Here is a 21,557-nt window from a genome sequence, read left to right on the forward strand (position 1 = left end):
AACGTTACCGTTGAAGTCGAACTGATCGTTCCAATCGCGATGGAAGAAAAGCTGCGCTTCGCTATCCGCGAAGGCGGCCGTACCGTCGGCGCTGGCATCGTTGCCTCGATCATCGAGTAATTAATGTGGGCTTCGGCCCTCATTGAAGACATTGAATTGGCGACCTCTCGGGGTCGCCAATTTGTCTATCGGTAAAAACCGTGACGACGAGGCATTTTTAATGCTTGATAATTACAGTGAAAGCGCGTAAACGCGCAGTCAGAGCTGTTATGAGATTCGCAGGTGTTTGCGAACCATGGCGTTCAAGTAATCCAGACTAACGAAATGATTGGGGTGCGCCTTGCATTCCTCTCGATTTTTGAAAATCTGCGGCGCCACGATCAACATAGGTTCATGTATTTCCGCGTGCGGAAATTGAATAACTAAGAACAAGGACAAGTCGAATGAACGGCCAGAATATCCGTATCCGCCTCAAGGCGTTCGATCACCGGATCCTCGATGCCTCTACTCGCGAAATCGTGTCGACCGCCAAGCGCACCGGCGCCAGCGTTCGCGGCCCGGTTCCGCTCCCAACGCGCATCGAAAAATTTACCGTTAACCGCTCTCCTCACGTAGATAAGAAGAGCCGTGAACAGTTCGAAATGCGTACGCACAAGCGTCTTCTCGATATCGTTGATCCTACTCCGCAGACTGTTGATGCTTTGATGAAGCTCGACCTTGCGGCTGGCGTTGACGTCGAAATCAAGCTCTAAGGCCCCGGCGAAAGCCGGATATAACAAGGAAGGTACGTGGAGTAATCCAACGACTTCTAAACCGGAGACCGGACGCGTCGTGAGACGTCTACGGGAACTCCCAAACAAAGGGCGGAGAGGGGTTTCCCTTCAAGGCTCGCAAGAGGATTGAACCAATGCGTTCAGGTGTGATTGCACAGAAAGTGGGAATGACCCGCGTCTATAATGACGCTGGTGAGCACATCCCAGTTACAGTGTTGCGGTTGGACAACGTTCAGGTTGTTTCGCAGCGCACTGAAGAAAAGAATGGCTATATCGCAGTTCAGCTCGGTGCTGGCCAGTCGAAGGTCAAGAATACATCGAAGGCTCTTCGTGGTCACTTCGCAACTGCAAGCGTTGAGCCTAAGGCTAAGCTTGTTGAGTTTCGTGTTTCCGAAGAAAACCTCATCGATGTTGGCGCGACTTTGACGCCAAGCCATTTTGCCGCTGGTCAGCTGGTTGACGTAACCGGCACCACAATCGGTAAGGGTTTTGCCGGTGCTATGAAGCGTCACAACTTCGGTGGTGGTCGCGCTTCGCACGGTAACTCGGTTTCGCACCGTGCGCATGGTTCGACTGGTTCGAACCAGGATCCTGGTAAGGTTTGGAAGGGCAAGCGCATGGCTGGTCATATGGGCCAGACACGCGTAACGACCCAGAATCTGGAAGTGGTTTCGACCGATGAGGATCGCGGTTTGATCCTCGTGAAGGGCGCCGTTCCTGGTTCCAAAGGTTCCTGGATCATCGTCCGTGATGCCGTCAAGTCGGCTGCGAAGTAAGGGAGCCTTATTATGGAATTGAACGTCACGACCCTCGAGGGAAAAGACGCCGGCAAGGTATCCCTGTCGGACGAAATTTTCGGCCTCGACCCACGCCAGGACATTCTGGCGCGTATGGTTCGCTACCAGCTTGCTAAGAAGCAGCAGGGTACGCACAAGACCAAGAACCGTTCGGAAGTTTCCCGCACCGGTGCGAAGATGTACAAGCAGAAGGGTACGGGCCGCGCTCGTCACCATTCGGCTCGCGCTCCGCAGTTCCGTGGTGGTGGTAAGGCTCATGGCCCGGTTGTTCGCAGCCACGCTCATGACCTGCCGAAGAAGGTTCGCGCTCTCGCTCTGCGTCACGCGCTTTCTGCAAAGCTGAAGGCTGAAGACCTGATCATCGTTGATCAGCTCGTTGCATCTGAAGCAAAGACAAAGGCTCTGCTGGGCAATTTCGCCTCGCTCGGCCTGACCAACGCTCTTGTTATCGGCGGCGCCGAGCTTGATGGCAACTTCAAGCTTGCTGCTCAGAACATTCCAAATGTGGACGTTCTGCCGGTTCAGGGCATCAATGTTTACGACATCCTGCGTCGTGGCAAGCTGGTGCTTTCCAAGGCTGCTGTAGAGGCTCTGGAGGAGCGGTTCAAATGACGGATCTTCGCCACTACGATGTGATCGTATCTCCTTCGATCACGGAAAAGTCGACGCTGGTATCCGAACAGAACCAGGTCGTATTCAACGTCGCCAAAGACGCTTCGAAGCCTGAAATCAAGGCTGCTATCGAAGCTCTCTTCGGCGTCAAAGTCACGGCTGTGAACACGCTTATCCGCAAGGGTAAGACCCGTCGTTTCCGTGGGTTCGCTGGTAAGCAGAAGGACGTCAAAAAAGCCGTCGTCACGCTCGCCGAAGGTCAATCCATCGACGTGTCCACCGGACTCTAAAGGTTAGGCCCACGCGGGCAAAGACCCAAAAGGGAACAATAAAATGGCATTGAAAAGTTTCAATCCAACCACTCCGAGCCAGCGCCAGCTGGTCATTGTCGACCGTTCTTCGCTCTACAAGGGCAAGCCGGTTAAGGCGCTGACCCAAGGTCTCAGCTCGAAGGGTGGCCGTAACAACCAGGGCCGGATCACTGTCCGTTTCCAGGGTGGCGGTCACAAGCGCACATACCGTCTCATTGACTTCAAGCGTCGCAAGTTTGACGTTGAGGGTACGGTTGAGCGTCTGGAATACGATCCAAACCGCACTGCATTCATCGCGCTCGTAACTTACGCTGACGGTGAACAGGCTTACATTCTCGCGCCACAGCGTCTTGCTGCTGGTGACAAGGTGATCGCCTCCGACAAGGCTGTTGACGTGAAGCCAGGCAACACAATGCCGCTTCAGTACATCCCAGTTGGTTCGATCATCCATAACGTCGAGATGAAGCCTGGTAAGGGTGGTCAGATCGCTCGCTCGGCAGGTACATATGTGCAGCTCGTCGGTCGTGACCAGGGTATGGCGATCCTTCGTCTGAACTCTGGTGAACAGCGTCTCGTGCACGGCTCTTGCCTTGCATCCATCGGTGCTGTTTCCAACGCCGACCACGGCAACACCAACGACGGTAAAGCCGGTCGTTCGCGTTGGCGCGGTAAGCGTCCACACGTTCGCGGTGTCGTTATGAACCCTGTCGATCACCCGCACGGCGGTGGTGAAGGTCGTACGTCTGGTGGTCGCCATCCGGTGACTCCGTGGGGCAAGCCTACAAAGGGCAAGCGTACACGCTCCAACAAGTCGACCGACAAGTTCATCATGCGTTCGCGCCATCAGCGTAAGAAGTAAGAGAGGTAGTCCAAGTGGCTCGTTCAGTATGGAAAGGTCCGTTTATTGACGGCTATCTTCTCAAAAAGGCTGAGAAGGTACGCGAAAGCGGACGTAATGAAGTAATCAAGATCTGGAGCCGTCGCTCCACGATCCTGCCGCAGTTCGTAGGCTTGACCTTCGGCGTTTACAACGGCAGCAAGCATGTGCCGGTCAATGTCAATGAAGACATGGTCGGTCACAAGTTCGGTGAATTCTCTCCGACCCGGACCTACTACGGTCATGGCGCGGACAAGAAGGCAAAGAGGAAGTAATCATGGCGAAGGCTAAGACCGAACGCCGGCTGAAGGACAACGAGGCTCAGGCTATTGCCCGTACGCTTCGCGTCAGCCCACAGAAACTGAACCTGGTTGCCGCTCTTATCCGTGGCAAGAAGGTTGATCGCGCTCTCGCCGAGCTCGAATTCTCCCGCAAGCGTATCGCTTCCACCGTCAAGAAGACGCTGGAATCGGCTATTGCGAACGCAGAAAACAACCATGACCTCGACGTCGACGCTCTCGTCGTCGCCGAGGCCTACGTTGGCAAGTCCATCACCATGAAGCGTTTCCACGCTCGTGGCCGTGGTCGCGCCTCGCGTATCGAAAAGCCGTTTGCACACTTGACTATCGTTGTTCGCGAAGTCGAGGAAAAAGGGGAGGCCGCATAATGGGTCAGAAGATTAATCCAATCGGCTTCCGCCTCGGTATCAACCGTACTTGGGATAGCCGCTGGTATGCAGACACTGCCGAATACGGCAAGCTGCTCCACGAAGATCTCAAGATCCGTGCTTACCTGATCAAGGAATTGAAGCAGGCAGGCATCGCCAAGGTTGTCATCGAACGTCCGCACAAGAAGTGCCGCGTGACCATCCACTCGGCTCGTCCGGGTCTGATCATCGGCAAGAAGGGTGCAGACATCGAGAAGCTTCGCAAGAAGATCTCGGAGATGACCGACAGCGAAACGCACCTCAACATCGTTGAAGTGCGCAAGCCGGAAGTCGACGCTACACTCGTAGCACAGTCGATTGCCCAGCAGCTCGAACGCCGCGTGGCTTTCCGCCGTGCGATGAAGCGTGCTGTTCAGTCCGCTATGCGTCTTGGCGCCGAAGGCATCAAGATCACCTGCGGCGGCCGCCTTGGCGGCGCGGAAATCGCTCGTACCGAATGGTACCGCGAAGGTCGCGTGCCACTTCACACCCTGCGTGCAGACATCGACTACGGTACAGCTGAAGCTGAAACCGCATTCGGTATTTGCGGCATCAAGGTCTGGATCTTCAAGGGCGAAATCCTTGAGCACGATCCGATGGCTTCCGAGCGTCGTGCGCTCGAAGGCGATGCCCAGGGTCCGGCAAGCCGTGAGCGCGGTGATCGTGGCGATCGTCGTCGCGAAAACGCTTGATTGACGCTGGCGAAAGATAAGCTCGGAGAAGTAAGAAAATGTTGCAGCCAAAGCGTACTAAGTACCGCAAGCAGTTCAAGGGTCGCATCAAAGGTGTGGCCAAGGGCGGCTTTGACCTTGCATTCGGTGAATACGGCTTGAAGTCGCAGGAACCGAACCGCGTTAATGCACGCGAGATCGAAGCGGCCCGCCGCGCGATCACGCGTTACATGAAGCGCGCAGGTCGTGTGTGGATCCGCGTATTCCCAGACACTCCGGTTACGGCCAAGCCGACCGAAGTTCGTATGGGTAAGGGTAAGGGTTCGGTCGAATACTGGGCTTGCAAGGTCAAGCCTGGTCGTATGATGTTCGAGATCGACGGTGTTTCCGAGGAGATCGCCCGTGAGGCGCTTCGTCTCGGCGCTGCCAAGCTCTCGGTTAAGACGCGCTTCGTACAGCGCATCGCAGAGTAAGGAGCAGGCACAATGAAAGCCGAAGATGTTCGCGGCCTCAGCGCCGATCAGCTCAAGGACAAGCTTGCCGACCTGAAGAAAGAGCAGTTCAACCTGCGCTTCCAGAAGGCTACCGGTCAGTTGGAAAAGTCCTCGCGCATCAACGAAGTCCGTAAGGACATCGCCCGCGTGAAAACCATTGCCCGCCAGAAGGCGGCAGAAGCCAAGGCCTAAAGGAAGAATAATATGCCGAAACGCATTCTGCAGGGCGTCGTAGTTTCCGACAAGAACGAGAAGACCGTTGTAGTCAAGGTTGAGCGTCGATTCGCTCACCCACTGCTTCAGAAGACCGTTCGTCGTTCGAAGAAGTACAAGGCCCACGACGAAAACAACCAGTACAAGGTTGGTGATGTGGTTTCCATTGAGGAATGCGCACCAATCTCCAAGGATAAGCGCTGGACGGTTGTTTCCGCACAGGCTTAATTCAAACAGTTTCGCGCCGGGCTCTTGCTATCGGCGCGAAAACCTGTATGAAGCAGCGCAAGGACGCTCGTCACCGGGCGTCTTTTGCTTTGATGCGCACGGAAGGTCCGTTATGGAAACCACCCTGGCAAGATTTCTTCCGCGCGAAAACAGAGACTTTTCATAAGCTGGAGCAGGGGGCTTTCTCTATGAGGCTGCCCAACCGTTCCAGTAACAACAAGAAGGCGACCTGACATGATTCAGATGCAAACAAACCTCGACGTGGCGGATAATTCCGGCGCACGTCGTGTCATGTGCATCAAGGTGCTGGGCGGCTCGAAGCGTAAGTATGCTTCCGTTGGCGACATTATTGTCGTTTCGATCAAGGAAGCTATTCCGCGCGGCCGCGTCAAGAAGGGCGACGTGATGAAGGCGGTTGTAGTGCGTACCGCCAAGGACATTCGTCGCGCTGACGGCAGCGTCATCCGTTTCGATAACAACGCAGCTGTTCTTATCGATAACAAGAAAGAGCCTATCGGCACCCGTATCTTCGGACCGGTTCCACGCGAACTTCGCGCAAAGAACCACATGAAGATCATCTCGCTGGCTCCAGAAGTACTGTAAGGAGCGATAGCGATGCAGAAAATTCGCAAAGGCGACAAAGTTGTCGTATTGACCGGTAAGGACAAGGGCCGTACCGGCGAAGTAACTCAGGTCTTGCCAAAAGAAGATCGGGCTTTCGTGAGTGGCGTAAACATGGTGAAGCGTCACCAGCGCCAGACCCAGGGCCAAGAAGCTGGCATCATCAACAAGGAAGCATCCTTGCACATCTCTAACCTTGCTATCGTCGACAAGGACGGTAAGGCGACCCGCGTTGGGTTCAAGGTTGTAGACGGCAAGAAGGTCCGCGTGGCCAAGCGTTCGGGAGAAGTGATCGATGGCTGAGTCCAAGTACGAGCCGCGTCTCAAGGCTGAATACGTTTCCCGTATTCGCGGCGCTATGCAGGAGAAGTTCTCCTACTCTAACGTGATGATGATCCCTAAGCTCGACAAGATCGTTATCAACATGGGTGTTGGTGAAGCAACGGCTGATTCGAAGAAGCCAACAGTTGCTGCTGCCGATCTGGCCGCTATTGCTGGTCAGAAGCCGGTTGTTACCAAGGCTCGCAATTCCATTGCTGGCTTCAAGGTCCGTGAAGGCATGCCAATCGGTGCGAAGGTTACTCTTCGTGGCGCTCGCATGTATGAGTTCCTTGACCGTCTGATCAACATCGCGCTTCCGCGCGTTCGCGACTTCCGGGGCCTGAACCCGAAAAGCTTTGACGGCCGTGGCAACTTCGCCATGGGCATCAAGGAGCACATTGTGTTCCCAGAAATCAACTACGATAAGGTTGATCAGATGTGGGGCATGGACATCATCGTTTGCACGACGGCGACTTCGGACGACGAAGCTCGGGCTCTTTTGACAGAGTTCAACTTCCCTTTCCGTCAGTAACCGTAACGACGAGCGTAGAAAAGGAACTCTGATATGGCGAAAACAAGCGCAGTTGAAAAGAACAAGCGCCGCCGCAAGACAGTTGCACAGCATGCTTCCAAGCGTGCCGCGCTCAAAGCTGTCGTCATGAACCAGTCCCTTCCGATCGAAGAGCGGTTCCAGGCAACACTGAAGCTCGCTTCGCTGCCGCGTGACGGCTCGAAGACACGTATCCGCAACCGCTGCGAAGTAACGGGCCGTCCGCGCGCGTTCTATCGTAAACTCAAGATGTCGCGTATTGCGCTTCGCGAGTTGGGCAATTCCGGCAAGGTGCCGGGTATTGTCAAGTCGAGCTGGTAAGGAGACGGGCACATGACAATGACTGATCCGTTGGGTGATATGCTCACCCGCATCCGCAATGGTGCTGCTCGTCGCAAGTCGTCGGTTAGCACTCCTGCTTCCAGCCTCCGTGCGCGCGTTCTCGACGTGCTGCAGGCTGAAGGCTACATTCGCGGTTATTCCAAGTCCGATTTTGAAAACGGCAAGGCCGAGTTCACGATCGAACTGAAGTACTACGAAGGCGCGTCCGTGATCCGTGAGATCGGCCGCGTATCCAAGCCGGGCCGCCGGGTTTATGTCTCGGTAAAGTCCATTCCGCAGGTCGCGAACGGTCTCGGCATCACTATCCTTTCGACTCCGAAGGGTGTGATGGCTGATCACCAGGCTCGTGAACAGAACGTTGGTGGCGAGGTTCTTTGCTCGGTCTTCTAAGATCGGGCAGGGGTCTCCTGGCGAAACAGGCAGGATAAAAATATGTCTCGTATCGGTAAAAAGCCCGTTCAGGTACCAGCAGGGATCACGGCCACGGTTGATGGCCAGAAGATCACTGCAAAGGGTCCGAAGGGTGAACTGTTTTTCGTCGCTAATGACGACATTCAGTTGAAGCTGGAAGAAAACTCGGTTTCGGTTCAGCCGGCCAACAACACCAAGGAAGCTCGTTCGAAGTGGGGCATGTCCCGCACGATGATCGAGAACATCTTCAAGGGTGTTAAGGACGGTTACGAACGTAAGCTCGAAATCAACGGCGTTGGTTATCGTGCAGCCATGCAGGGCCAGAACCTGCAGCTGGCGCTCGGTTTCTCTCACGATGTTGTTTATGAGCCTCCGGTCGGCATCACCATTGCCGTTCCTAAGCCGACGGAAATCATCGTTTCCGGCATTAACAAGCAGCAGGTCGGTCAGGTTGCCGCGGAAATCCGCGAATACCGTGGTCCCGAGCCCTACAAGGGCAAAGGCGTCAAGTACGCTGAAGAACGGATCATCCGCAAAGAAGGCAAGAAGAAGTAAGGAACTCGCGAAATGGCTAGCAGGAAAGAAGCACTTTCACGCCGTGCGAACCGTGTACGCCGCCAGATCAAGGCGGTTGCTAACGGTCGCCCGCGCCTGTCGGTTCATCGCTCGTCGAAGAACATCTATGCACAGGTCATCGATGATGTTGCCGGCACGACGCTTGCGTCTGCCTCGACACTCGAAGCAGATCTGCGCAAGTCGCTGAAGACTGGTGCAGACGTTGCAGCAGCTGCCGTTGTTGGCAAGCTGGTTGCAGAGCGCGCCGGCAAGGCTGGCGTCAAGGATGTTGTATTCGATCGTGGCGCATTCATCTATCACGGCCGCGTTAAGGCCCTGGCAGATGCAGCACGCGAAAGCGGTCTGAACTTCTAAAAAGCTTCCGCCCGGATCCGTCCGGGCGGTTTTCACCGGACCATGCGGGTTCCAGAAATGGGACCGGTGGTCCTTCTCTCGTTTGCCGTTCTACCCGCAAAAGAAAAAGGAAAAGGACAATGGCACAGGATAAAAGAGGTTCTCGCGACGATCGCCAGAACCGCGAAGAGCGCGATAGCGAATTCGTTGACAAGCTGGTTGCAATCAACCGCGTTGCAAAGGTTGTTAAGGGTGGCCGTCGTTTCGGCTTCGCTGCTCTCGTTGTTGTTGGCGACCAGAAGGGTCGCGTTGGTTTCGGTCACGGCAAGGCTCGTGAAGTTCCAGAAGCTATCCGCAAGGCAACTGAAAGCGCAAAGCGCGATCTGATCTTCGTTCCGCTTCGCGATGGCCGCACGCTGCACCACGATGTTAACGGCCGTCACGGCGCTGGCAAGGTTCTGCTGCGCTCTGCAAAGGCTGGTACTGGTATCATCGCCGGTGGTCCAATGCGCGCTGTTTTCGAAACGCTCGGCGTTCACGACGTCGTCGCCAAGTCGACAGGTTCTTCGAACCCGTACAACATGGTTCGCGCAACTTTTGACGCTCTGAAGCACCAGGTTCATCCGAAGGACGTCGCTGCACAGCGTGGTCTCAAGTATGCAACTCTTCAGGCACGCCGCGCCGCTTCCGGCAACGCTGCTGAAGAATAAGGAGCTGGATCATGGCCAAGAATGCTACTGAATCCAAGAAGACTGTTACGGTCGAACAGATCGCCAGTGCCAATCGCCGCCCGGCAGTACAGCGTCAGACGCTGATCGGCCTGGGTCTCAACAAGATGCACCGTCAGCGTACCCTGGAAGATACTCCATCGGTTCGTGGCATGATCCGTGCTGTCCAGCATCTCGTTCGCGTCGTAGACGAGAAGTAAGACCGGGGAAGTCATCATGAAACTCAATGAAATTAAAGACAACGAAGGTTCTTCCAAGGATCGTATCCGCGTAGGTCGCGGTATCGGTTCCGGCAAGGGCAAGACCGGTGGTCGTGGTGTTAAGGGTCAGAAGGCTCGTTCGGGCGTTGCTATCAACGGCTTCGAAGGCGGTCAGATGCCTATCTACCGTCGCCTGCCAAAGCGCGGCTTCACCAACATCTTCGCTTCTGAATACGCAACCGTTTCGCTCGGCCGTATCCAGACTGCAATCGATGCCAAGAAGCTCGACCCTAAGGCAACGATCGATTCGGCTGCTCTGAAGGCTGCTGGCGTCATTCGTCGCGAAAAGGACGGCGTTCGCGTTCTGTCCGGTGGCGAACTGACCACCAAGGTAACGATTGAAGTAGCCGGCGCCTCCAAGGCTGCTGTTGAAAAGATCGAAAAAGCTGGCAGCTCTATCAAGCTTCTGGTTGTTGCAGCTGAAGCTGCTGAGTAATATATAGACTACGAACGCCCGGAGTGGTTCACTCCGGGCGTTCGCGCTCCCTTATGAGAGCCTCACAGTCCCGACGACGAACGTAATGTTTGTGACCGGGACACATGGAAACAGGGGTGAGGCAAGATTGCGGTTCGTCCGCGTCCGTCCGAAGCCCGGTTTTTGAACCAGTATCTTTTTGACCTTTTCCGGAACTGCCGGTTTCGGGCTGCTGGCAAGGGTCGCGCGGAGAATTTTATGGCTTCAGCAGCGGAACAACTGGCCTCAAACCTGAATTTTTCAACTTTCGCGAAAGCGGAAGATCTGAAAAAGAGATTGTGGTTCACCCTCGCAGCACTTCTCGTATACCGTCTTGGTACGCATATTCCGCTTCCGGGTCTTAACCCAGAGGCCTATGCACAGGCATTCCGCGGTCAAGCGGGCGGTATCCTTGGTCTTTTCAACATGTTTGCGGGCGGCGCTGTAGAGCGCATGGCGATTTTCGCGCTCGGCATCATGCCTTACATCTCTGCTTCGATCATCGTGCAGCTTATGACGTCCGTTGTGCCGTCGCTTGAAGCGCTGAAGAAAGAAGGGGAGGCTGGTCGCAAGATCATCAACCAATACACCCGTTACGGCACTGTGCTGCTCGGCACCCTGCAGGCCTACGGTATTGCCGTTGGTCTGGAAAGCGGCAGCGGCCTTGTGATCGATCCGGGCTGGTTCTTCCGCATTTCTACCGTCATTACGCTGCTCGGCGGTACAATGTTCCTGATGTGGCTGGGTGAACAGATCACCTCGCGTGGTATCGGTAACGGTATTTCCCTGATCATTTTCGCCGGTATTGCTGCCGGCCTGCCGACAGCTCTTGCTGGTACGCTGGAACTGGGCCGTACAGGCGCTCTGTCCACACCGCTTATCCTGGCTGTCGTCGTGGTGGCTATTGGCGTTATTGCGCTGATCGTGTTCGTTGAACGTGCGCAGCGTCGTCTTCTGATCCAGTATCCGAAGCGTCAGGTTGGCAACCGCATGTTCCAGGGCGATACATCGCACCTGCCACTGAAGCTGAACACTGCCGGTGTTATCCCTGCGATCTTCGCTTCTTCGCTGCTGCTTTTGCCAGCGACGGCTGCCGGCTTCGCCGGTAACGGCAATCTGCCAAACTGGGCGACAACGATTATTGCGTCGCTGCAGCACGGCCAGCCATTGTTCATGCTGTTTTATGGTCTGCTGATTGCCTTCTTCGCATTCTTCTACACCGCGATTGTTTTCAATCCGAAGGATACGGCTGACAATCTGAAAAAGCACGGCGGCTTCATTCCGGGCATTCGCCCAGGTGAACGCACAGCTGAGTATATTGACCATGTTCTGACACGCATCACCGTCATCGGCGCTGTTTATCTTGTGTTCGTGTGTATCCTTCCTGAGACACTTATTGCTCGGACAGGTATCCCATTAGCCCTTGGTGGTACTTCGCTTTTGATCGTTGTCAGTGTAACCCTAGATACTGTTGCCCAGATCCAGGGACACCTGATTGCCCAGCAGTATGAAGGGCTGATCAAGAAATCTAAATTGCGTGGAGGAAAGAGGGGACGATGAGACTGATATTTCTGGGACCACCAGGTGCTGGTAAGGGAACCCAAGCCAAGCGTTTGACGGACAAATACGGTATTCCGCAGCTTTCAACGGGGGACATGTTGAGAGCGGCTGTGAGCGCCGGTACTGAAGTCGGCATACGTGCAAAGGCTGTTATGGATGCCGGTGGTCTGGTGTCTGACGATATCGTCAACCAGATCGTGTCGGACCGTATCGTGGAGCCTGACTGTGCGAAGGGCTTCATCCTCGACGGTTATCCGCGCACTGTTCCTCAAGCCAAGGCTTTGGCAGAGAACATGCAGGCGAAGAACCTGAGGCTTGATGCTGTCATCGAGTTGAAAGTGGATGAGGAAGCCCTGATTCGCCGAATCGAAAACCGCGTGGCTGAAACCATTGCTGCCGGTGGTAAGGTTCGTCCTGATGATAATCCGGAAACTTTCCGCAAGCGCATGGTCGAATACCATGAAAAGACGGCTCCCCTGTCGCAATATTACAGCGAACAGGGACAGTTGGTGACGCTTGACGGGATGGCAGGCGTCGATTCTGTGACTGCAGAGATCGAACACGTGCTTGAGAAAGCAACTGCCTGAGTTTTGCGTTCTTCTGGATCGCTAAAGAATCTTGGCGGAGCCGGTTGCTTTTTCGCGCTGATTCCGCTAAACACCGCGCCAACTCGCGACAATCCAGCGACTGGCGCGGATTTCCCAAGGGAGATCCGGGTGCAGTCGTTTCGGCTTGCGGCGGATATTAATTTGAACTGGCGGTCTTGTTACCGCTCTAATGGAAGCACCACTTGCCGGATGGCAACTGGAACGCAAGGAGAATAGACGTGGCACGTATCGCTGGCGTCAACATCCCGACTGCGAAGCGCGTTGTTATCGCGCTGACCTACATTCACGGGATTGGTCCAAAATTCGCGCAGGAAATCATGGACAAGGTCGGCTTGCCGGCTGAAAAGCGCGTTCATCAGCTCACGGATGCTGAAGTTCTTCAGATCCGCGAAACCATCGACCGTGATTATCAGGTAGAAGGCGATCTTCGCCGCGATACCTCGATGAACATCAAGCGTCTGATGGACCTCGGCTGCTACCGTGGTCTGCGTCACCGTCGTGGCCTTCCGGTCCGCGGTCAGCGCACGCACACCAACGCTCGTACCCGTAAGGGTCCAGCGAAGGCGATCGCAGGTAAGAAGAAGTAATTTCCGGGAAACCGGGGTGGGGAGGCTGGTGCACGCGCCGGCCTCTTTGAATTTGGCGAAGGGCCTTGAACGGCTCGGCGCCGGTGTAGCCGCTGGTGTTACGGCGGTGAAGAGATCAATGAAAGGGATACTATGGCAAAGGAAGCCACACGCGTTCGGCGTCGCGAACGTAAAAACATCACCTCTGGTGTTGCTCACGTAAACTCCACGTTCAACAACACCATGATCACCATCACTGACGCACAGGGCAACGCAATTGCCTGGTCGTCTGCTGGTGCAAAGGGTTTCAAGGGTTCGCGTAAGTCTACGCCGTTTGCCGCCCAGATTGCTGCTGAAGACTGCGCCAAGAAGGCTCAGGAACACGGCATGAAGTCGCTTGAAGTCGAAGTTTGCGGTCCAGGTTCTGGTCGTGAATCCGCTCTTCGCGCTCTGCAGGCTGCTGGTTTCATGATTACTTCTATCCGCGACGTGACGCCGATCCCGCACAACGGTTGCCGTCCGCGCAAGAAGCGCCGCGTCTAACGCAGGCTGCTTCGTGGTTCCGCCTTTCCTCTGGTCAGGCGGAATTTTCGCGTTTTACCGCATAACTTCCGGTCTTCCGGCTTTTATGCGACAAACCCGCTGATGAACCCCGGTTCCTCTCAGTGTTCATGCTCGGACCGCCACGATTGGATGGTGGCGGCGAACGGAAGGTTTAAACATGATTCAGAAGAATTGGCAGGAACTCATCAAGCCGAACAAGGTCGAGTTCACGTCTTCGAGCCGCACGAAGGCAACGCTTGTTGCCGAGCCTCTGGAGCGTGGTTTCGGTCTTACGCTTGGTAACGCGCTTCGCCGCGTTTTGCTGTCTTCTCTGCGTGGTGCTGCTGTAACGGCCGTGCAGATTGACGGCGTTCTGCACGAGTTCTCCTCCATTCCCGGCGTTCGGGAAGACGTGACGGATATCGTGCTGAACATCAAGGAAATCGCCATCAAGATGGATGGTGACGACTCCAAGCGCATGGTTGTGCGTAAGCAGGGCCCAGGTGCCGTTACTGCTGGTGATATCCAGACAGTTGGCGACATTGAAATCCTGAACCCGGAACACGTTATCTGCACCCTCGACGAAGGCGCTGAAATCCGCATGGAATTCACCGTCAACAACGGCAAGGGTTATGTACCGGCAGAGCGTAACCGCGCGGAAGATGCCCCGATTGGCCTCATTCCCGTGGACAGCCTCTACTCCCCGGTCAAGAAAGTGTCCTACAAGGTGGAAAACACCCGTGAAGGTCAGGTTCTCGACTATGACAAGCTGATTATGTCCATCGAGACTAACGGCTCTGTTTCCGGTGAAGATGCAGTTGCTTTTGCTGCTCGTATTCTCCAGGACCAGCTCGGCGTATTCGTCAACTTCGACGAACCGCAGAAGGAAGCCGAAGAAGAATCCGTTGCAGAACTGGCGTTCAACCCGGCTCTTCTCAAGAAGGTCGACGAACTGGAGCTTTCCGTTCGTTCGGCAAACTGCCTGAAGAACGACAACATCGTCTACATTGGCGACCTGATCCAGAAGACCGAAGCCGAAATGCTTCGTACTCCGAACTTTGGTCGCAAGTCGCTGAACGAAATCAAGGAAGTTCTCGCTTCCATGGGTCTGCACCTCGGTATGGAAGTACCGGCATGGCCACCAGAGAACATCGAAGATCTCGCGAAGCGTTACGAAGACCAATACTAATACAGACAGAGGCAGGCCCTTTAAAGACTGCCTTTCCCCGTCAAACAGCAGACAGGTCGTCTGCATGTGCCAGGAAACGGCAGGCCTGAAGATCAGGAACCTGCATTAAAGGAGAATAGCAATGCGCCACGGAAATTCAGGCCGCAAGCTCAATAGAACTGCCAGCCACCGCAAGGCAATGTTTGCCAACATGGCTGCTTCGCTCATCACGCATGAGCAGATCGTAACCACTCTGCCAAAGGCGAAAGAAATTCGCCCGATCGTTGAGAAGCTGGTAACCCTCGGCAAGCGCGGCGACCTGCACGCTCGTCGTCAGGCTCTCTCGCAGATCAAGGATCAGGACGCTGTTCGCAAGCTGTTCGACGCAATCGCAGCTCGTTACGCAAACCGTAACGGCGGTTACCTGCGCATCATGAAGGCTGGCTTCCGTCAGGGCGACAATGCTGCTCTCGCAGTTATTGAATTCGTTGAACGCGATGTTAACGCCAAGGGCGCAGCCGACAAGGCTCGCGTAGCTGCTGAAGCAGAAGCTGCAGAAGCTGCATAAGTTCTGACGCGTTAAAACGTCAAACTGATAAAAGTCCGGGTGAGCAATCACCCGGACTTTTTCGTGTTCGGTTGGTGTTTTTTCTGTCCGGGCGTTGTCTCTCTGGAAGAGTTTCCCGCGGGCGGAGCGGTATCCTGCAGGCCAGCGAATTCCCAGCGTCTCAAGACTCGATCCGTTTGTCCCGGTAGATACCGCCCTGTCGGGCCAGACGCCGCCAAGGTCTTGCCTTCTGCAAGGCTCCATCAAAGATCGGATCATTACGGTCCAGCGTTGCGAAGGCCAGCTGATTGCTGGTCTCTACACTGCAATGGGAGATGATCTTGCCGTCAGGGCCGATAATGCCGGCCGGGCCTTCATGGGCGGTTTGCGCTGGGGTTGCGCCACTGATCCACAGACAGTTGAAACCGGCATGGGCGCGCAGCGCAATTTGGAAGAAGCTTCTGATGCCGTAAGAGGAGAACAGGATCGCGTCGACGCCGAGGCGCTCGTACTCCATATATAATTCCGGGAACTGGACCTCGATGCATGTCAGGCAGCCGAAGCGATAGCCATCGACCTCGAATGTTACAGGATGGATGCCGGGCGTGTACCACCCCTGCAATTCAGTATTGGAGAGAAAACGTTTGTCGTAGCGACCGATCAGGTCTCCAGTGTCGCTGATTATATACTGGCTGTTATGTGGCGGCTGTGGTGCGGGCAGGGCATGGGCTGAGCCGATCACGGCAAAGATGTTGTGGCGTTTGCAGGTCTCTGTAATCGCCGCAAGCTCTGCGTCATGCGTGGTCCAATCGAGATCTAACCAGCTCTCGGGTGTGCTGATCTGCGCCTTGGCGTACCCTGACAGCGCTCCTTCACAGAAGTTGACGAGGCGGGCGCCTTGCGTCGCTGCCTGTACGATCAGGGCCCGGATGGTGCGACCATTTTCGCGGATGTCAGAGGTTATGATGCTCTGGGCTACGGCAATCTTCATGGGCGACATCCGTCTCGTTTTTGCTTTGGTCGTTCAAAACAAGAAGTCTCCTTATGGAGACATAAGCTATTCCGGCACGGAAATGCGGCTCTTGATGTGCTTGAGATGCGAAACGATGGTGAAGGTCATGATGACAAGCAATGACCACGAACTCCATTTGCCAAGATGCACCATGGACCAAGCGCCAAGCTGGTTGGGGTAGGCCCAGATTCCGAAGAAGGTCGAGATGTTTTCCGCCAGCCAGACAAAAAAGCCGATCAGCACAAAGGCCAAAAGCAGTGGCATGCGGCGGTCGCGGTCATACGGGCGGTAGACGACGGTGGCACGGGCATAAAGGCCGAGCGCACAGGCCGCGATATACCACCTGTAATCACCGATATAATGGTGGGTGAAGAAGTTGGCGTAGATCGCCAAGCCGATGAGCGTTGCCATCCAGTAGCTGGGGTGGTGGCGGATGCGGATATCAAACAGGCGCCAGGCCTGAATAATATAGCTGCCGACAGCGGCATACATGAAGCCGGAAAACAGCGGTACGCCAAACAGCTTGCTATAGGCAAAATCCGGATAGGACCAAGACTGGATGCTGCCCGATGTCTTGAAAACTTCCAGAGCAAAACCGACAATGTGGAACAGGAAGATGGCCTTTGCTTCATCCAGCGTTTCCAACTTGCTCCAGATCATGAAAAACTGGATGGCAAGCGCGATGACCAGCAGCACGTCATAACGTGGCAGGCCAAACAGGCCGTCTCTCGGCACCAGAAAAATCGACAGGAAAAACAGGCCAGCAAACAGGCAGGCGCGTGCCTCCTTGATGCCGAAATACAAAAACTCGACGATAAAACGTTTTATGCCTTTGAGTTCGCCCCAAGGATGGGTATCGCAGAGATAACCATCAAAGGCGGAAAGCCGGCCAACGGTCCATGTTGTGTCTGTGGTCATAGGCTGTTTCCGTTTGCGGCCAATCTTTTCGTTCAGAAGCTATAGCAACCCTTGAGGGAATCGACATGGCCTTGCCGCCGTTTTCACGGTTTTATTCAGCGCGTGTGGGGCATTTTTCGGGCGCCTGTCTGGTGATCATTCTCGGGTTGGCGTTGCGCAAATTTGGTTACGCCGTTGGTCTGCCCTTTGTTGCGGTGAAATATGGCGGCTCGATCCTGTGGGGCTCCATGGTCTATCTGCTGATCGCCACATTGCTTGCCCATCATCCGCTGCGGCAGAGGGCGATGATCGCCATTGCTGTGGCCATCGCTGTGGAGTTGGTCCGCCTTGTTCACTTTCCGGCGCTTGATGCCTTCCGCGATACTGCGGTCGGCACTTTGTTGCTGGGGCGGGTATTCTCGCTGTGGAATATTGCCTGTTACATTACCGGTATAGTGGCGGCCGCATTCATTGCCGAACGGCTTTCTGGCTGGTGGCAACGGCGCTGCGTTTCTTCCATGCCATGATCCTTGGTCGCATCAGCCGGTAGGCAACCAGCAGAACCGGCAGCGCCATGTGGATGAAAGGCCCGAGCGTAATGGACTTGACGGCCATCGAGTAGTGCAGGGCGCCACCCAGGATGATCAGATAGACAAGTTTGTGCAGCCTGATCCAGTTTTTGCCAAGCTTTCGGATCGACAGATTGTTGGATGTCACTGCCAAGGGAATAAGCAGCACAAGACAGGCCATGCCGATGGTGATGTAGGGCCTGCGGGCAATGTCGGCAAGGATCGACAGCATGTCCAGCCGCTTGTCGAGCAGCATATAGGTGGCAAAATGCATGACAACATAATAGAACGCCAGAAGGCCGAGCGCCCTCCGGTAACGCACCCAATTGATGCCGGTAAAGTCACGCAGCGGGGTGATGGCCAGCGTGGCAATCAGAAAGCGCAGCGCCCAGATACCAAGCAGGTGTTCAAAGTCCTTGACCGGGTTTGGGCCAAGCTGCCCGCTGGCGCCCAGGTAGAAATACCACGCGGCCGGACAGAGCCCGATGATGTAGAGCAGCCAGATGCTGGCCGCATGGAAACGGCGTGGAAGTGCTGGAATGGGCAGCTTGGCAGCCATGTCAATAATTCGCCTTGAGGTCCATGCCGCTATAGAGGCTGGCGACCTCGTCGTACCCGTTGAACATCAGGGTTGGACGGTTCTGCGTGCCAAAGAAACCACCTTCACCAATGCGCTGTTCGCTTGCCTGGCTCCAGCGGGGGTGGTCGACGTTTGGATTGACGTTGGAATAGAAACCATATTCGCGGGCATTGGAATTCTTCCACGTGGTTTCCGGCTGAGTTTCCGTCAGTGATATGCGCACGATGGATTTGATGCCTTTGAAGCCGTATTTCCACGGCACGACCAGACGAATGGGCGCACCATTCTGGTTTTGCAGGGTTTCACCGTAGAGGCCAACGGCAAGGATCGTCAGCGGATGGCGGGCCTCATCAAGGCGCAAGCCTTCGACATAGGGCCATTTCAGCGGTTGGAAAAGTCCGGTCTGGCCCGGCATTTCCTCTGGCCTGACAACGGTTTCAAACGAGACATATTTGGCGCTGCCCAGCGGCTCGACCTGATCAAGCAAGGCGGAGAGTTGAAAACCGATCCACGGAATCACCATCGACCAGCCCTCGACACAGCGCATGCGGTAGGTGCGCTCTTCCAGCTGAAGTTTCATCAGTTCTTCAAGGCCGAATTCCTTGGGCTTGCCAACCAGACCATCGACTTTCACTGTCCAAGGCGTCGGCTTGAAATGCTGGGAATTGTCCTTCGGGTCGGATTTGCCGACCCCGAATTCGTAGAAATTGTTGTAGCTGGTGATGGCATCCAGCGGTGTTACTTTTTCATCGATCTTGTAGGGGCCGGGTTTTGCGGTGAGGGGAGCGGCAAAGGCACTGCCTGCGGCACCTCCGGCGAAAGCAAGACCTGCGGCGGCGCCCATGAACTTGCGGCGGTTCATGTAGGCGTCACGCGGAGTCACATCACGTGCAGCAATATGGGGTGGACGGTAAACAGCCATTTTAATTTCCTCCGCGCCGAGCCTGCCGGCATCATTTCATGTTATGATGCCTACTACGTAGCATGCACAAGATATGTTTCACGGCCGATGCAAAAAATAGGTCGAATGGGCTTACATCGCGTATTCGTGATTGACGCGGAACGACCTGATCCAAAGAAATATGCGTACCGTACCGAACCGTACTGTATTTGCCAAAGGTGACAGTGACACATCGGTGGAGATGCGCTAGAGAACTATCAAAAAGTCGGGCAGTTTTGCGCTTCCTTATGCGTTTTGCTTCCCGCAAGGCTTGAAGATCGAGGAAAACACCATGCCTGCTTACCGTTCCAGAACGACAACCCATGGCCGTAACATGGCCGGTGCTCGCGGCCTGTGGCGCGCGACCGGAATGAAGGACGGCGATTTCGGCAAGCCAATCATTGCCGTGGTCAACTCGTTTACGCAGTTCGTACCGGGTCACGTACACCTGAAGGATCTCGGCCAGCTCGTGGCGCGCGAAATCGAAGCGGCTGGCGGTGTTGCCAAGGAATTCAACACCATTGCCGTGGATGACGGTATCGCCATGGGTCACGACGGCATGCTCTATTCGCTGCCATCGCGCGAAATCATTGCTGATTCCGTTGAATACATGGTCAATGCACATTGCGCCGACGCGATGGTTTGCATTTCCAACTGCGACAAGATCACCCCCGGCATGCTGAATGCCGCCATGCGCCTCAACATTCCTGTTGTGTTTGTGTCCGGCGGTCCGATGGAAGCGGGTAAGGTTGTTCTGCACGGCAAGACCGTTGCACTCGATCTGGTTGATGCCATGGTTGCTGCAGCGGATGACAAGATTTCCGACGAGGAAGTCAGCGCGATCGAACGTGCCGCCTGTCCGACATGCGGTTCGTGCTCCGGCATGTTCACGGCCAACTCCATGAACTGTCTGACCGAGGCACTTGGCCTGTCACTGCCTGGTAACGGCTCGACGCTCGCCACGCACTCCGACCGCAAGCGCCTGTTCGTTGAGGCCGGTCATCTGATCGTTGACATCACCCGCCGTTATTACGAGCAGGACGATACATCCGTTTTGCCGCGCACCATTGCCAGCAAGCAGGCGTTTGAAAACGCCATGTCGCTGGACATTGCCATGGGTGGTTCCACCAACACGGTTCTACACATTCTGGCAGCTGCCTATGAAGGCGGTGTCGATTTCACCATGGAAGACATTGACCGTCTGTCGCGCAAGGTTCCTTGCCTGTCCAAGGTCGCGCCTGCCAAGCAGGACGTGCACATGGAAGACGTTCACCGCGCCGGCGGCATCATGCGTATTCTCGGTGAGCTGGATCGTGGTGGTCTGATCAACCGTGATTGCCCGACCGTCCATGAGGCAACGCTGGGCGACGCAATCGACCGTTGGGACATCACCCGTACCAACAGCGAAACCGTTCGTCAGTTCTTCAAGGCGGCTCCCGGTGGCGTTCCGACACAGGTGGCTTTTAGCCAGTCGTCGCGTTGGGATGAGCTGGATACCGATGGCGAAACCGGCATCATCCGCAATGTCGAACATCCTTTCTCCAAGGATGGCGGTCTGGCCGTTCTGTTCGGTAACATTGCGCTGAAAGGCTGCATCGTCAAAACCGCCGGTGTGGATGAATCCATCCTGAAATTCACCGGTCCGGCCGTTGTGTTCGAAAGCCAGGATGCTGCGGTAAAGGGCATTCTCAACAATGAAGTCAAAGCTGGCGACGTTGTTGTCATCCGTTACGAAGGTCCAAAGGGCGGTCCTGGCATGCAGGAAATGCTCTATCCAACCAGCTACCTCAAGTCCAAGGGCCTCGGAAAGGCCTGCGCGCTGATCACCGATGGTCGCTTCTCCGGTGGTACATCCGGTCTGTCGATCGGCCATGCTTCGCCAGAAGCCGGTCAGGGCGGTGCAATCGGTCTGGTGCGTCAGGGCGACACCATTGCCATCGACATTCCTGGCCGCACCATCAATCTGGTGATCTCGGATTCGGAACTGGCAGAACGTCGCGCCGAGCAGGACAAGCTGGGCTGGAAGCCGGCCGCACCGCGCAAGCGTAATGTCACCACGGCGCTGAAGGCCTATGCTGCCTTCGCATCCAGCGCCGACAAGGGTGCCGTGCGCATTCTGCCGGAATAAAATCTGGTTCCTTCGTTAAGTTTTAAACGCCGCTCTGGACACTCCGGAGCGGCGTTTTTCATTTAGTGCAGGGAGGTGGACATCATGCGATATTGCAGTGTGATGCGATAAAATATTCTGTCACGTCTGAGTGACATGCTGTGGTGCCCCTTTTACAGCGA

The 21,557-nt window shown here is 55.4% G+C and carries 33 protein-coding genes and 1 pseudogene; 30 read left to right on the forward strand and 4 right to left on the reverse strand.

The window, feature by feature from the left end; genetic code table 11:
* From tuf to rplQ, 28 genes and pseudogenes are all read left to right on the forward strand, one after another.
* Positions 1-120: pseudogene (tuf, locus tag M2418_RS08090) on the forward strand (elongation factor Tu); the annotation flags it as partial.
* 323 nt (positions 121-443) lie between these two features.
* A complete protein-coding gene (gene rpsJ / locus M2418_RS08095; protein ID WP_003507767.1) occupies positions 444-752 on the forward strand; it encodes a 30S ribosomal protein S10 in 309 nt (102 codons plus the stop codon).
* A gap of 155 nt (positions 753-907) precedes the next feature.
* Positions 908-1,549 carry a 50S ribosomal protein L3 gene (gene rplC, locus M2418_RS08100; RefSeq protein WP_192488631.1) on the forward strand — a complete coding sequence of 214 codons (642 nt, stop codon included), beginning with the start codon at positions 908-910 and terminating at the stop codon, positions 1,547-1,549.
* Positions 1,550-1,561: 12 nt separating this feature from the next.
* Positions 1,562-2,182 (forward strand): 50S ribosomal protein L4, encoded by a 621-nt coding sequence (rplD, locus tag M2418_RS08105; protein WP_192488632.1) that lies wholly within the window; start codon positions 1,562-1,564, stop codon positions 2,180-2,182.
* A complete protein-coding gene (locus tag M2418_RS08110; RefSeq protein WP_192488633.1) occupies positions 2,179-2,472 on the forward strand; it encodes a 50S ribosomal protein L23 in 294 nt (97 codons plus the stop codon). The genes rplD and M2418_RS08110 overlap by 4 nt, the downstream gene beginning before the upstream one ends.
* Before the next feature lie 43 nt (positions 2,473-2,515).
* Positions 2,516-3,352, forward strand: a complete 837-nt coding sequence (gene rplB / locus M2418_RS08115; protein ID WP_192488634.1) for a 50S ribosomal protein L2 — start codon at positions 2,516-2,518, stop codon at positions 3,350-3,352.
* Between the two features lie 14 nt (positions 3,353-3,366).
* Positions 3,367-3,645 (forward strand): 30S ribosomal protein S19, encoded by a 279-nt coding sequence (gene rpsS, locus M2418_RS08120; protein WP_192488635.1) that lies wholly within the window; start codon positions 3,367-3,369, stop codon positions 3,643-3,645.
* 2 nt (positions 3,646-3,647) lie between these two features.
* A complete protein-coding gene (rplV, locus tag M2418_RS08125; protein WP_045230773.1) occupies positions 3,648-4,037 on the forward strand; it encodes a 50S ribosomal protein L22 in 390 nt (129 codons plus the stop codon).
* Positions 4,037-4,768: a 30S ribosomal protein S3 gene (gene rpsC, locus M2418_RS08130; RefSeq protein ID WP_192488636.1), complete on the forward strand. Its 732-nt coding sequence runs from the start codon at positions 4,037-4,039 to the stop codon at positions 4,766-4,768. The genes rplV and rpsC overlap by 1 nt, the downstream gene beginning before the upstream one ends.
* 38 nt (positions 4,769-4,806) lie before the next feature.
* A complete protein-coding gene (gene rplP, locus M2418_RS08135) occupies positions 4,807-5,220 on the forward strand; it encodes a 50S ribosomal protein L16 (RefSeq protein ID WP_192488637.1) in 414 nt (137 codons plus the stop codon).
* Positions 5,221-5,232: 12 nt separating this feature from the next.
* Positions 5,233-5,433 carry a 50S ribosomal protein L29 gene (gene rpmC, locus M2418_RS08140; RefSeq protein WP_138790874.1) on the forward strand — a complete coding sequence of 67 codons (201 nt, stop codon included), beginning with the start codon at positions 5,233-5,235 and terminating at the stop codon, positions 5,431-5,433.
* A 12-nt stretch (positions 5,434-5,445) separates the two neighbouring features.
* Positions 5,446-5,682 carry a 30S ribosomal protein S17 gene (rpsQ, locus tag M2418_RS08145; RefSeq protein WP_192488638.1) on the forward strand — a complete coding sequence of 79 codons (237 nt, stop codon included), beginning with the start codon at positions 5,446-5,448 and terminating at the stop codon, positions 5,680-5,682.
* Positions 5,683-5,916: 234 nt separating this feature from the next.
* Complete coding sequence (gene rplN / locus M2418_RS08150; RefSeq protein ID WP_003495199.1) at positions 5,917-6,285, forward strand: 50S ribosomal protein L14; 369 nt, start codon at positions 5,917-5,919, stop codon at positions 6,283-6,285.
* A 12-nt stretch (positions 6,286-6,297) separates the two neighbouring features.
* Positions 6,298-6,606 (forward strand): 50S ribosomal protein L24, encoded by a 309-nt coding sequence (gene rplX / locus M2418_RS08155; protein WP_192488639.1) that lies wholly within the window; start codon positions 6,298-6,300, stop codon positions 6,604-6,606.
* Positions 6,599-7,156 carry a 50S ribosomal protein L5 gene (rplE, locus tag M2418_RS08160; RefSeq protein WP_192488640.1) on the forward strand — a complete coding sequence of 186 codons (558 nt, stop codon included), beginning with the start codon at positions 6,599-6,601 and terminating at the stop codon, positions 7,154-7,156. The genes rplX and rplE overlap by 8 nt, the downstream gene beginning before the upstream one ends.
* 33 nt (positions 7,157-7,189) lie before the next feature.
* Positions 7,190-7,495, forward strand: a complete 306-nt coding sequence (gene rpsN, locus M2418_RS08165) for a 30S ribosomal protein S14 (protein ID WP_192488641.1) — start codon at positions 7,190-7,192, stop codon at positions 7,493-7,495.
* 12 nt (positions 7,496-7,507) lie between these two features.
* Entirely contained in the window at positions 7,508-7,906 is a 399-nt protein-coding gene (gene rpsH, locus M2418_RS08170) for a 30S ribosomal protein S8 (protein WP_045024690.1), read from the forward strand.
* A gap of 42 nt (positions 7,907-7,948) precedes the next feature.
* A complete protein-coding gene (gene rplF / locus M2418_RS08175) occupies positions 7,949-8,482 on the forward strand; it encodes a 50S ribosomal protein L6 (protein ID WP_192488642.1) in 534 nt (177 codons plus the stop codon).
* 12 nt (positions 8,483-8,494) lie between these two features.
* On the forward strand, positions 8,495-8,857 hold the full coding sequence (gene rplR / locus M2418_RS08180; protein ID WP_192488643.1) for a 50S ribosomal protein L18: 363 nt from the start codon (positions 8,495-8,497) through the stop codon (positions 8,855-8,857).
* Between the two features lie 119 nt (positions 8,858-8,976).
* Entirely contained in the window at positions 8,977-9,546 is a 570-nt protein-coding gene (gene rpsE / locus M2418_RS08185; protein ID WP_192488644.1) for a 30S ribosomal protein S5, read from the forward strand.
* 11 nt (positions 9,547-9,557) lie between these two features.
* Positions 9,558-9,764, forward strand: coding sequence for a 50S ribosomal protein L30 (rpmD, locus tag M2418_RS08190; protein WP_192488645.1), 207 nt, complete (start codon positions 9,558-9,560; stop codon positions 9,762-9,764).
* A gap of 16 nt (positions 9,765-9,780) precedes the next feature.
* Entirely contained in the window at positions 9,781-10,260 is a 480-nt protein-coding gene (rplO, locus tag M2418_RS08195; RefSeq protein WP_192488646.1) for a 50S ribosomal protein L15, read from the forward strand.
* Positions 10,261-10,497: 237 nt separating this feature from the next.
* Complete coding sequence (gene secY, locus M2418_RS08200) at positions 10,498-11,838, forward strand: preprotein translocase subunit SecY (RefSeq protein WP_192488647.1); 1,341 nt, start codon at positions 10,498-10,500, stop codon at positions 11,836-11,838.
* Positions 11,835-12,425: an adenylate kinase gene (locus M2418_RS08205; RefSeq protein ID WP_250981776.1), complete on the forward strand. Its 591-nt coding sequence runs from the start codon at positions 11,835-11,837 to the stop codon at positions 12,423-12,425. Before secY ends, M2418_RS08205 begins: the two co-directional genes overlap by 4 nt.
* Positions 12,426-12,664: 239 nt before the next feature.
* Positions 12,665-13,033, forward strand: a complete 369-nt coding sequence (rpsM, locus tag M2418_RS08210) for a 30S ribosomal protein S13 (RefSeq protein WP_192488649.1) — start codon at positions 12,665-12,667, stop codon at positions 13,031-13,033.
* 132 nt (positions 13,034-13,165) lie between these two features.
* Positions 13,166-13,555 carry a 30S ribosomal protein S11 gene (gene rpsK / locus M2418_RS08215; protein ID WP_007766864.1) on the forward strand — a complete coding sequence of 130 codons (390 nt, stop codon included), beginning with the start codon at positions 13,166-13,168 and terminating at the stop codon, positions 13,553-13,555.
* 178 nt (positions 13,556-13,733) lie between these two features.
* Complete coding sequence (locus M2418_RS08220) at positions 13,734-14,744, forward strand: DNA-directed RNA polymerase subunit alpha (protein ID WP_192488650.1); 1,011 nt, start codon at positions 13,734-13,736, stop codon at positions 14,742-14,744.
* Positions 14,745-14,865: 121 nt separating this feature from the next.
* Positions 14,866-15,291: a 50S ribosomal protein L17 gene (gene rplQ, locus M2418_RS08225; RefSeq protein ID WP_192488651.1), complete on the forward strand. Its 426-nt coding sequence runs from the start codon at positions 14,866-14,868 to the stop codon at positions 15,289-15,291.
* Positions 15,292-15,451: 160 nt separating this feature from the next.
* On the opposite strand, the gene M2418_RS08230 is transcribed toward rplQ, so the two are convergent.
* Complete coding sequence (locus M2418_RS08230) at positions 15,452-16,261, reverse strand: carbon-nitrogen hydrolase family protein (RefSeq protein WP_259145932.1); 810 nt, start codon at positions 16,259-16,261, stop codon at positions 15,452-15,454.
* Positions 16,262-16,327: 66 nt separating this feature from the next.
* Positions 16,328-17,200, reverse strand: a complete 873-nt coding sequence (locus M2418_RS08235; RefSeq protein WP_259145933.1) for a DUF817 domain-containing protein — start codon at positions 17,198-17,200, stop codon at positions 16,328-16,330.
* A gap of 65 nt (positions 17,201-17,265) precedes the next feature.
* On the opposite strand from M2418_RS08235, the gene M2418_RS08240 reads away from it, so the two are divergent.
* Positions 17,266-17,706 (forward strand): DUF2809 domain-containing protein, encoded by a 441-nt coding sequence (locus M2418_RS08240; RefSeq protein WP_259145935.1) that lies wholly within the window; start codon positions 17,266-17,268, stop codon positions 17,704-17,706.
* Here the strand turns inward: M2418_RS08240 and msrQ are convergent.
* Together msrQ and msrP are read right to left on the reverse strand one after the other, a co-directional pair.
* Positions 17,648-18,307, reverse strand: a complete 660-nt coding sequence (gene msrQ, locus M2418_RS08245; RefSeq protein ID WP_259145936.1) for a protein-methionine-sulfoxide reductase heme-binding subunit MsrQ — start codon at positions 18,305-18,307, stop codon at positions 17,648-17,650. The genes M2418_RS08240 and msrQ overlap by 59 nt on opposite strands.
* A gap of 1 nt (position 18,308) precedes the next feature.
* Entirely contained in the window at positions 18,309-19,250 is a 942-nt protein-coding gene (gene msrP, locus M2418_RS08250) for a protein-methionine-sulfoxide reductase catalytic subunit MsrP (protein ID WP_259145938.1), read from the reverse strand.
* A 310-nt stretch (positions 19,251-19,560) separates the two neighbouring features.
* Here msrP and ilvD point away from each other — a divergent pair, with 310 nt between their 5' ends.
* Positions 19,561-21,396, forward strand: a complete 1,836-nt coding sequence (gene ilvD, locus M2418_RS08255; protein WP_259145939.1) for a dihydroxy-acid dehydratase — start codon at positions 19,561-19,563, stop codon at positions 21,394-21,396.
* Positions 21,397-21,557 lie beyond the last annotated feature (161 nt).

The sequence above is a fragment of the Rhizobium sp. BIGb0125 genome (genome assembly GCF_024810055.1).
Classification (GTDB): Bacteria; Pseudomonadota; Alphaproteobacteria; order Rhizobiales; family Rhizobiaceae; genus Agrobacterium.